The sequence below is a fragment of the Methylobacterium sp. A49B genome, assembly GCF_053346215.1.
Genome location: NZ_JBKFBO010000066.1, coordinates 73,841 through 84,186, shown reverse-complemented (window position 1 = coordinate 84,186; position 10,346 = coordinate 73,841). Strand labels below are relative to the sequence as shown.

Sequence of the window (10,346 nt, the reverse complement as noted above, 5' to 3'; positions counted from 1 at the left end):
TACCTGCCCGCGGCGGGACCGACGGCGAGCATGATCCAGGCCGGCGCCGAGGTGGCGACGGCGGATGGCGGTCTTCTGGCGCGCTACGAGATCATCGACGTCACCCCGAGCGTCGTCGAGGCCCTGCGCGGCCGGCCGCTGGACAGCCTGCTCGCCTCCTTCGGCGACCACCGCCCGTCCTCCGAGCCGGTGATCGGCATCGGCGACATGGTCTCCGTCTCCGTCTGGGAAGCCGGCTCCGGCGGCCTGTTCTCCGGACCGCTGGTCGCCGACCGCTTCTCCGCCGGCTCGAAGTCCGCGCTCATCCCCGAGCAGCCGGTCGGGCGCGACGGCGCCATCTCGGTGCCCTATGCCGGCCGCATCAAGGTCGCCGGCCGCCGCACCCAGGACGTGCAGGCGCTCATCGAGAACGAGCTCGCCGGCAAGGCCATCCAGCCGCAGGTGCTGGTCTCGGTCACCCGCCCGATCAGCCAGGCGGTCACCGTCACCGGCGAGGGCGCGGCCGGCGCCCGCCTGCCGCTGTCGGGCCACGGCGACCGCATCCTCGACGTCATCGCCTCCGCGGGCGGCAACCGCGCGCCGGTCAACGAGACCTTCGTGCGGCTCTCGCGCGGGCCGGTCACCGCCACGGTGCCGCTGACCACGGTGGTGTCGAACCCGCGTGAGAACATCTACCTGCGGCCCAACGACGTGCTGACCCTGGTGCGCGACCCGCAGACCTTCATCGCGGTGGGCGCGCTGGGCAACAGCACCGAGCTGCCGTTCCAGGCCGACGGGATCACCCTGGCGCAGGCGCTGGCCAAGGCGCGCGGGCTGTCGGACTTCGCCGCCGACCCGGCGGGCACGTTCATCTTCCGGTTCGAGCCGGCCAGCGTGGTGCGCCGGCTGAACCCGGGCTCGAAGCTCCTGGGCACGCCGCTGGTGCCGGTGGTCTACCGGATCGACATGCGCGACCCCAACAGCCTGTTCGTCAGCCAGGCATTCCGCATGCGCAACCGCGACCTCGTCTACGTGTCGAACGCGCCGTTCACCGAGGTGTCGAAGGTGCTCTCGGCCTTCAGCGGCGTCACCGGCCCGGTCGCCTCCGCGGCCACCGCCTACGCGTACACGAGAAACTGAGCTGGACCGGCAACGTCCATATCGCCGGCTGTCAGCGGCGCTCCGGCTCCAAGTTTGGCCAGCTGCGGCGGCGGCGCGCCGATACTGAGCCAGTACGCTCCGCCCGCGCTTTCGGAGACGGGCTGAACCGACTCAAGTCCTCAAGCGCAGGCGTCGCGCCCACGCCGTCCTACGCTGAAACGCCAAACGGGGCGCGGATGATATCCACGCCCCGTTTGGCTGTGTGACCCCGCATCAGACACCCGAGGCAGAAGCCCCGACCGCGCTCAGACCCGCTTGGCCAGCAACTGCTCGATCAGAGAGCCGCCCTTGTCGATCGCCGCCAGTTCCTCCGCCACCGCGTTGACGGTGTCGCGGATCTGGTCGGGCGTGTGCTCGGAGGTCAGGAAGAAGCGCAGGCGCGAGGCCCGCTCCGGCACCGCCGGATGGATGATCGGCTGCACGTTGATGCCCCGGCGGAACAGCCGGTCCGACAGGGTGACGGCCTTCAGCGAATCGCCCACGATGATCGGCACGACCGCGAGGCCGAGGCTGAATCCGGTGTCGAGGCCGAGCTTCTTGGCGGTGGCCAGGAACAACGTCCCGTTCTGGCGCAGGCGCTCGACCCGCTCCGGCTCGGCGTGCATCACGGCCAGCGCCGCCTCGGCGGCGGCCGCCAGCGGCGGCGACATGCCGACGCTGTAGACGAAGCCGCCGGCCGAGTGCTTCAGGTACTCGATCAGCGCGATCGGCCCGCAGATGTAGCCGCCGCAGGTCGAGAGCGTCTTCGACAGCGTGCCCATCCAGATGTCGACCTCGCGGGGGTCGACACCGCAATGCTCGAACAGGCCGGCGCCGGTGCGGCCGGTAACGCCGAGGCCGTGCGCCTCGTCGACCATCAGCCACGCATCGTAGCGCTTCTTGAGGGCGACAAGTCCGGCGAGGTCCGGCGCGTCGCCGTCCATGCTGTAGAGGCCCTCGACCACGATCAGCGCCCGGCGGTGCTCGTGGCGGGTCGACTGGAGCAGGGTCTCCAGGGCGTCGAGATCGTTGTGCGCGAAGGAGCGGCGCTGGGCGCCGGAGAGCTGCGCGCCCGTGACGATGCTGTTGTGGGAGAGCGCGTCGTGGAAGATCACGTCGCCGGCTTCCAGCAGCGCGCCGATGGTGGTCACGTTGGTGGCGTGTCCGCTCACCATCACCACACAGCCCTCGGACTGGTAGTGCTTGGCCAGCGCCTGCTCGAGGCTGATGTGACCGGGCCGCTCGCCGGCCACCACGCGGCTCGCCGACGAGGAGGTGCCGTAGGCGTCGATCGCCTCGCGCGCCGCGTTGCTCACCCGCGGATGGCCGTTCAGGCCGAGATAATCGTAGGACGAGAAGTTGGTGAAGCTCTTCTGGTCGATCCGGGTGGTCGCCCCGGCTTTGGCGTCGTGGACGCGGAAGAACGGGTTGCCCAGGCCGATCAGATCGGCCGCCTGACGCTGGAGCTTCAGCTCGCGGTAGCCCGGCAGATTCTCGAAATTCTGCGCCGCCGACTTGCCGGCGGGGGAGGCCGCCTTGACGGGGGCCGGGCGCGGCGTGGCGCGCCCGAGCCGGTTGGTCACGAAGCCGGCGAGCGCCGCGCGCCCGCCGTCCGGCCGTGCCGTATCGGTCATGAGTTGGTCTCTTTGATCTCGCTGGACGTCTGCTCGATGAGTTCCTTGAGAGGCGCGAGGATCTGCGCATCCACCTCACCGCCGACATGCTTTGAGACGAGGCTCATCGCGACGCCGGCCGTCTCGTCCATGGGCGCGGAAACCGCCTGAATTAAGGACTCCGACAGCTCGTTGACGGTCATGCCCGAGGAAAGTCCGGCGGGGGGCGCGTCGAGGGCGAAGCGCTCCTGCAGGCTGGCGCCGAGCTCGACGCCCATCAGCGAATCGAGGCCGATCTCCGAGAGCTGACGCACGCGGCTGATGTCGTCCTTCGGCAGGCGCAGGATGCGGGCGATGTCCTCGACGATCGCGTCCGCCACGGTCTTGCGGACCGCGTCGAGGTCGCCGCCCTTGAGGAGCGCGGCGATGTTGATCGCCTGGACGCCGCCGGCCTCGGCCTGCTGGTCCGACCCGAGTTCGGCGTAGCTCGGCGAGCGCATCGTGGCGAGACGCTCCCGCGCCTTGCCCCAGTGCATCGCCGCGATGGCGATGACGGCCTCGTCGGGGGACGCGCCCTGGCTGCCCAGCGCCTCGGCCATCAGGTCGAGGCAGCGGCGGGCCTCCATCGGCGTGACGCCGACGCGGCCGGCAAGGCCTTCCATGACCGCCTTGTTGCGGGCGAGCATGCCGACGTCGCCGATGGCACCCCAGGCCACCGCCAGGGCGGGCAGGCCGCGGCGGCGGCGCTGGCGCGCCAGACCTTCCATGAAGCCGTTGGCGGCCACGTAGGAGCCCTGGCCCGGGTTGCCGATGAAGGTCGTCGCCGAGGAGAACAGGACGAAGTAGTCGAGGCTCCGGTCGCGGGTCGCGGCGTCCAGATGCTGGGCGCCGACCACCTTCGGGCCGATCACCGCGTCGAGCGCCGCGGCGTCGATGTTGGAGATCAGGCCGTCCTGGAGCACCGCCGCGGCGTGGAGCACGCCGGCGAGCTTCCTGCCGCCCTGCTCGATCCCGGCGATGAGCCGGTCCACCGAAGCGCGGCTGGTGATGTCGACGGCCTTGGCCTCGACGGTCACGCCCCGCGCGGTGAGTTCCGCGACGATGGCCTTCGCCTCGTCGGTGGCCGCGCCCTTGCGGCCGGCGAGCACGAGGTGCTTGGCGCCGCGGTCGATCAGCCAGCGCGCCGCCTCAAGGCCGAAGCCGCCGAGGCCGCCGGTCAGCAGGTGGACGCCCTCGGCCGAGACCGTGAACGGCCGGGCCGTGTCCTTCATGATCGTGCCGGCCTTCGGCGGGCTGATCACGATCTTTCCGATATGGCCGGACTGCTGCATCAGCCGGAACGCGTCCGATGTCTCGGCCGCCGTGAAGGGCTGGTAGGGCAGGGGCTTGAGGCCGCCGTCATTGAACAGCGCCATCACCTCGCGGAACATCCGCGCGCCGTCGTCGCCCTGGTGCTGAATGACCTGGTCGAGGTCGACGCCGAAGTAGCTGAGGTTCCGCCGGAACGGGCGCAGGCCGATATGGGTGTTGGCGACGTAGTCGCGCTTGCCCAGCTCGACGAAGCGGCCGAACGGCCGGAGCGCGTTGAGCGAGCGCTCCATCGCCTCGCCGAACAGGCTGTTCAGCACGATGTCGACGCCATCGCCGGTGATTGCCCGGACCTCGTCCACGAAGGCCAGCGAGCGGGAATCGAGCACGTGCTCGGCACCCAGCGCCTTCACGAGCGCCCGCTTCTCCCGGGAGCCGGCCGTGGCGATGACCCGGGCGCCCTTGAGCTTGGCGATCTGCAGGGCCGCGAGGCCGACGCCGCCCGCGCCGCCATGGACCAGCACCCACTCGCCGCGCCGCATCCGGGCGCAGGAGACGAGGCCGTAATAGGCCGTGAGGAAGGCCACCGGCACGGTGGCGGCCGCCATCGGGTCGAGGCCCTGCGGCATCGGCGAGACGACGAGGTCGGGCACCACAATGTGGGTGGCGAAGCCCGACTGGGCGAAGGCGACGACCGGGTCGCCCACCTTGAAGCCCTTCACGCCCGGGCCGACGGCGGTGACGCGGCCGGCGCACTCGAGGCCCAGCCGGGGGCCGGCGAAGCCGTCCTCCAGGATCTCCTCGGGGAGCATCGAGAGCGCCCAGAGCACGTCGCGGAAGTTGAGGCCGGTGGCCTCAACCGCGATCTCCATCTCGCCCTTGCCGGGGGCGCGGCGCTCGGCCGGACCCCAGACCATCTCGCTCAAGCCGCCGGTGTTGCTGCGCTCCAGGCGCGCCGCCTCGGCCGGGACCAGATCCGCCGGATCCCGGTGCTGCGGCCGGCCCGCATGGAAGCGCACGACCTGTGTCCGCTCGTCGTCCAGCACGATCTCGGTCTCCGGCGTGCCGGAGAGGATGAGGTCGCGCAGGCGCTCGGAGGCGCGCTTCGACGACATCTCGGGGGAGAGGTCGATGCGGCGGACGTCGAGGTTCGGGGCCTCGTTGGCGAGCGTGCGGGAGAAGGCCCACACGCCGGCCTCGATGTTGGTGGTCTGGCCGCCGCGGTCGCGGGTGGCGCCGGGCGCCACGACCCAGAGCTTGGTCTGGCGGGCACCGAGATGCTCGGTGCAGCGCTTCAGGCTGAGGCAGCGGTCGCGCAGACGCTCGGACGCCTCGCCGCCGCGGGTGAAGGCGCCGGCCAGGAACACCACCGTGTCGGGGGTCTCCTTCTCCAGCTCCATCAGGGAGGTCTCGGAGTCGAGGATGATCGAGACGTGCACGCCACCCGCGACCAGCAGGGTCGCCAGGGACGAGGCGGTCTCGGCCGCGAACTCGTCGTCGGAGCCGATGATGAAGGCGAAGCTCTGCGCCGGAGCTGGGCCCGGACGCACCGGCGCCTCAGCGGTCAGCAGCAGGTCGTCGCCGTTGGCGGAGGCCGCGCGCTCGACCTCGACCTTGACGAGGCCGTGGGCGCTGAGAGTCCGCTGCCAGCCCTCGATGTCCTCCAGCCGGCCTACCGGCAGGCCGCCCACGGCCTCCTCGAACCAGCCGGCCGTGAGGCCGAACACGAGGTCGCGGAACAGGGATGCGCCCGGTTCCACGGCCACCAGCAGGCCGCCGGTGGCGAGCGCCCCGGCGAGCTGGCCCGGAAGGGCGCGGTCGCCGCGATGCAGGCTGCCGGAGGCCAGGATCAGGTCGAAGCTCGCCGGGGCGAGCTCGTCCGCGGTCTCGGCCACGGCGGCCGTACGACCGAGCGACAGGCGGGCGCGCTCGGCGAGCCTGCGGTCGGTCTCGAACACGGTCAGCCGGGCCTCGGCGGCGGCGGCGAAGCTCGCGGCCTGGGCCGAGAGCGGGCCGAAGCCGACCTGAAGGACGCGCAGCGCTCGCTCCTTCGGGAGCTGGGCACGGCTGCGCTCGATCAGTGTGGCGACCACGTCGGCGCCGTGGCGCGCGGTGGCCGAGCGCAGCACGAAGGCGTCGATCGCCCCTTGCGGGAGCGCGGGCGCGTCGGTCAGCTTCCCGGCCAGCAGGCGGTCGACCAGGGCGCCGACATCGGCGATCAGCACCAGCTCGGCCGAGAGGTCCGGGTGGTCGCCGGCAATCCAGCGCATGATCTCGTCGGGGGCCGGGAGCGCCGAGCCGTCGCCCAGCGTCCAGTTCTGGCCCGCGCGCTCGGCGAGTCCGCTGCTCTCCAGGGCGTAGAGGGCGTTCAGCAGCCAGGGGCGCAGGGCCTCGGGCACGCGGCTGTCGGTGACCGAGACGGTCTCCCCCTGCGCCAGCCCGGAGGCGAGGCGGTAGGCCAGCGAGGTCGCCCAGCCCTCCAGCAGGAGGTGGCCCGGCGACAGGGCGGCGTCGGACGGCCCCTTCGCCTCGGCGGCGAGCGGACGCAGCCGCGCGGCCACGCTCGGGCGGCGCTCCATCGGGATCGCGGTCGGCTCGGTGGCGAGCTCCGGCATCTGCGAGATCGCGAAGGCCGAGAGGTCGCCGCCGTTCTTGGCACGCAGGGCCTGGAACCGGCCCTCGCGGATCGTGGCGACGACGGCGCCCTCGGCGTCGAGGAGGGTGAAGTCCGCCAGGATCGAGCGCTCGTTGCAGCGGCGGGTGCGGATGATCGAGCGGGCGATCACCGCGCCGGGGCGCAGCAGCCGGACCTCGCCGAAGCGCACCGGGATATAGGCCTTGCCGCCGTTCTCGCCGAGCAGGTCAGCGAAGAGCAGGATCAGCCCGTGGAAGCAGGCGTCGAGGCGGTTCGGCACGAGGCCGTAGCGGGTGTCGGGCTCGGCCGGCAGCAGATCGGACACGATGGTGGCATCGTCCAGCCGGGCGCTCATGGCGACCTGCTGGAAGCTCGGGCCGAAGGCGAGGCCCGAGGCGAGGGCCTTCGCGTAGAGCGCGTCGCCCGTGAGCACGTGGTCGCCCGCGGTGTCGAAGCTGAAGCCGTCCAGGTCGGGGACCTTCGGGGCCGAGAAGGTCCCCTCGACGATCTTGGCCTGGGCGTGCAGCTGCCAGGGGGTCTGGGTCAGGCGCGGACGGCTCAGAACCTGGATGCCGTTGCCGGAGCCTGACAGGCGCACCGCGACTTCGCGCAGCGCGTCCTCGGCGAACACCATCGGCGCGACGATCTCGAAATCGGCCAGCACGACCTCGTCGTCGCGCAGGGCTTCGCGGACGCAGGCCAGCGCCATCTCGACGAAACCGGCGCCGGGCATGATCACCTGGCCGTCGACCTTGTGGTCCTCCAGCTCCGGCACGGTCGCCGGATCGACGAAGCCGTTCCACTCCAGGCCGTCGAAGGTCGTGCGCGACCCGATCAGCGGGTGGTAGGGGCGGGGGCTCATCGCGCCGACGCCCTCGGTGGTGTCGGCGAGGCGGAACGGGCGGCGCTGCCAAGGATAGGTCGGCAGGCGGATGTCACCCTTCGGCGCGTCGCCGAACAGCAGGGTCTCGTCGACCTGTGCGCCCTGGACCAGGGCGGCGCTGACCGCCTTGGCGATCGGGTCGCCGCCGGAGGCCTTGCGGTGCATGACGCCGACCGTGGCGGTCTCGATGCCGAGCGGCTCGACCGCATCGCCAACATGCGACATCAGGGTCGCGCGCGGGCCGACCTCGACGAACACGCGGGCGCCGCGGCGGGTGGCATCCTGGACGGCTTCGCAGAAGCGGACCGGCTCGCGGATGTTGCGCCACCAGTAGCCGGCGCCGAAATGGGCTCCGTCCAGCACCGAGCCGGTGACGGTGGAGACCATCGCGGTGGTGCCGGCCCGGGACTTCAGGCCCGAGAGGTCGCGCAGCAGCGGCTTCTCGGTCGGGTCCATCAGCCGGCCGTGGAAGGCGTAGGCGAGGTCGAGCTTGCGGCCGCGGCGGCGCTTGCGCGAGAGGGCCTTGATGGCGGCGTCGATATCGGCCACCGGCCCGGCGACCGTCACGGCCTTCGGGCTGTTGTAGGCGGCGATGTCGAGGGTCGGGAAATCCTTGAGGAAGGTCTCGACCTCCTCGGACGGCATCAGCAGCACCGCCATGGTGCCCTGGCCGTGAGTCGTCTCCTGGTGGTGGCTGCGGTAGTAGATGACCCGGACCGCATCCTCCAGGCTCAGGATCCCCGCGGCCTCGGCGGCCGCGATCTCGCCCACGCTGTGGCCGAGGACGTAGGACGGGATCAGGCCCTTGGCCTTGAGGGCGGCCGTGGAGGCGCTCTCGATGGCGAAGATCAGCGGCTGCGAGACGCTGGTGAGCGCGAGGCGCTCGTCCAGATCGTCGGCGTAGAGCGCCTCCTTCAGCGACCAGTTCGAGTAGGGGCGGAACAGGGCGTCGATCCGGTCGAAGGTCGCGCGGAAGACCGCGTTCTCCTCGTAGGCCTCGCGACCCATGCCGGCCCACTGGCTGCCGTTGCCGGAATAGATGAAGGCCACCTCGGCGACCCGGTCGACCGCGGTGCCGGTGAAGGCGTCCTGCGTGTCCTCGCCCTCGCCGACGGCGCGGAGCGCGGCGGCGACGTCGGTCTTGCCGTCGATGGCGACCGCCAGGCGGGCCGGCATGCGCTCCCGGCGATGCGCGACGGCCGCCGCGATGGTCGGAGCCTGGGCGGGTTCGGCCTCGAGACGCTCGGCGTAGTCGAGGGCCAGCTCGTTCAGCGCCGCCCGGCTCTGGGCCGAGAGCAGCAGGACCTGGGCCTCCGGCGCCGGGGTCGCCGCGCTCGGCTTCGCCCAGGCCGGGGCATCGGTGATGACCACGTGGGCGTTGGTGCCGCCGAAGCCGAACGAGTTCACGCCGGCGAAACGCTCGCGCCCGTTGCGGCCGATCTTCAGCGGCTCGCGCACGACGCGCAGGTTGAGTTCGCCGAAGGGGATTTCGGGATTCAGTTCGGCCGCGTGCAGCGAAGGCGGCACGAGGTCGTGCTCGAGCGCGAGCGTCGCCTTCATCAGGCCGGCGAGGCCGGAGACCGGCTCGGTGTGGCCGATATTGGTCTTGATCGAGCCGATCGGCAGCGGCGCCTGCCGGCCGCGGCCGAGCTTCGAGCCGATGGCCGAGGCCTCGATCGGGTCGCCCACCGGCGTGCCGGTGCCGTGCGCCTCCATGAAGGCGAGGTCGTCGAGCCGGATCTCGGCCTCGCGATACACCTTCTCCAGAAGCGCGCCCTGGGCGTAGCCCGAGGGGAGGGAGATGCCGGTGGTCCGGCCGTCCGAGTTGATGCCGGAGGCCGCCACCACGGCGCGGACCGTGGCGCCGTTGCGCCGCGCGGCCTCGGCCGATTGCAGCACGAACACCACGCCGCCCTCCGAGCGCACGTAGCCGTCGGCGTTCTTGGAGAACGCCTGGCACAGGCCGGTGCGCGAGAGCATCTGCGCGCTGGAGAAGCAGATGAAGTTGAACGGGCTCGCCAGCACGTTCACGCCGGCGACGACGGCCGTGTCGACGCGGCCCGACCGGATCGCCTGCACGGCGTTGTCGAAGGCCACCAGCGAGGACGAGCAGGCCGTGTCGACCGTGAAGCTCGGGCCCTTCAGGTCGAAGATGTACGAGATGCGGTTCGAGATGATCGAGAGCGTGTTGCCGGTGGCCGCGTAGGCGTCGCCCGACGGCGCGTCGAGGATGCGCAGGTTGCCGTAGTCGAGGGACGAGGCGCCGACGAACACGCCGATGTTGCTGCCGGCCACGCTCGACGGGCGCAGGCCCGCGTCCTCGAGCGCTTCCCAGGTCAGCTCCAGCAGCATGCGCTGCTGTGGATCCATCTGCTCAGCCTCGCGGGGCGAGATGCCGAACACCGCCGGGTCGAAGGACCACACGTCGTCGATGACGCCCGCCGCCCAGGTGTAGCTCCTGCCGCGCTCATGGGCGCGCGGGTGGGCGAACCGCTCCAGGGAGAACCGGTCGGCCGGCACCTTGCTGACGGCGCAGCGCCCCTCGGAGAGGAGTGACCACAGCCCGTCGACGCTCGGGGCCCCGGGCAGTCGGCATGCGCGTCCGACGATCGCAATGTCTGTACGTTGTGTCACGTTCGGTTCGCACACGCTCGTTATCGGAAGTCGGCTCGGCTCGCGACGAGTGAGTACCCTGTCACCCCTTACTGTGGCACCATTGCGGTGTCCAACCGGCCCGGACGCGAGGTCATCCCTGCGTAGCAAAATTGCCGGAGGCTGTGACATGTAT

The 10,346-nt window shown here is 71.5% G+C and carries 3 protein-coding genes; 1 reads left to right on the top strand and 2 read right to left on the bottom strand.

The features are described from left to right. The first annotated feature begins 3 nt into the window (after positions 1-3). Entirely contained in the window at positions 4-1,119 is a 1,116-nt protein-coding gene (locus tag ACLBX9_RS05965; protein ID WP_447718266.1) for a polysaccharide biosynthesis/export family protein, read from the top strand. Between the two features lie 266 nt (positions 1,120-1,385). Here the strand turns inward: ACLBX9_RS05965 and ACLBX9_RS05960 are convergent, their stop codons facing one another. Then, positions 1,386-2,753 carry an aminotransferase class I/II-fold pyridoxal phosphate-dependent enzyme gene (locus ACLBX9_RS05960; protein ID WP_447718262.1) on the bottom strand — a complete coding sequence of 456 codons (1,368 nt, stop codon included), beginning with the start codon at positions 2,751-2,753 and terminating at the stop codon, positions 1,386-1,388. Then, complete coding sequence (locus tag ACLBX9_RS05955) at positions 2,750-10,192, bottom strand: SDR family NAD(P)-dependent oxidoreductase (RefSeq protein ID WP_447718261.1); 7,443 nt, start codon at positions 10,190-10,192, stop codon at positions 2,750-2,752. Before ACLBX9_RS05955 ends, ACLBX9_RS05960 begins: the two co-directional genes overlap by 4 nt. Positions 10,193-10,346 lie beyond the last annotated feature (154 nt).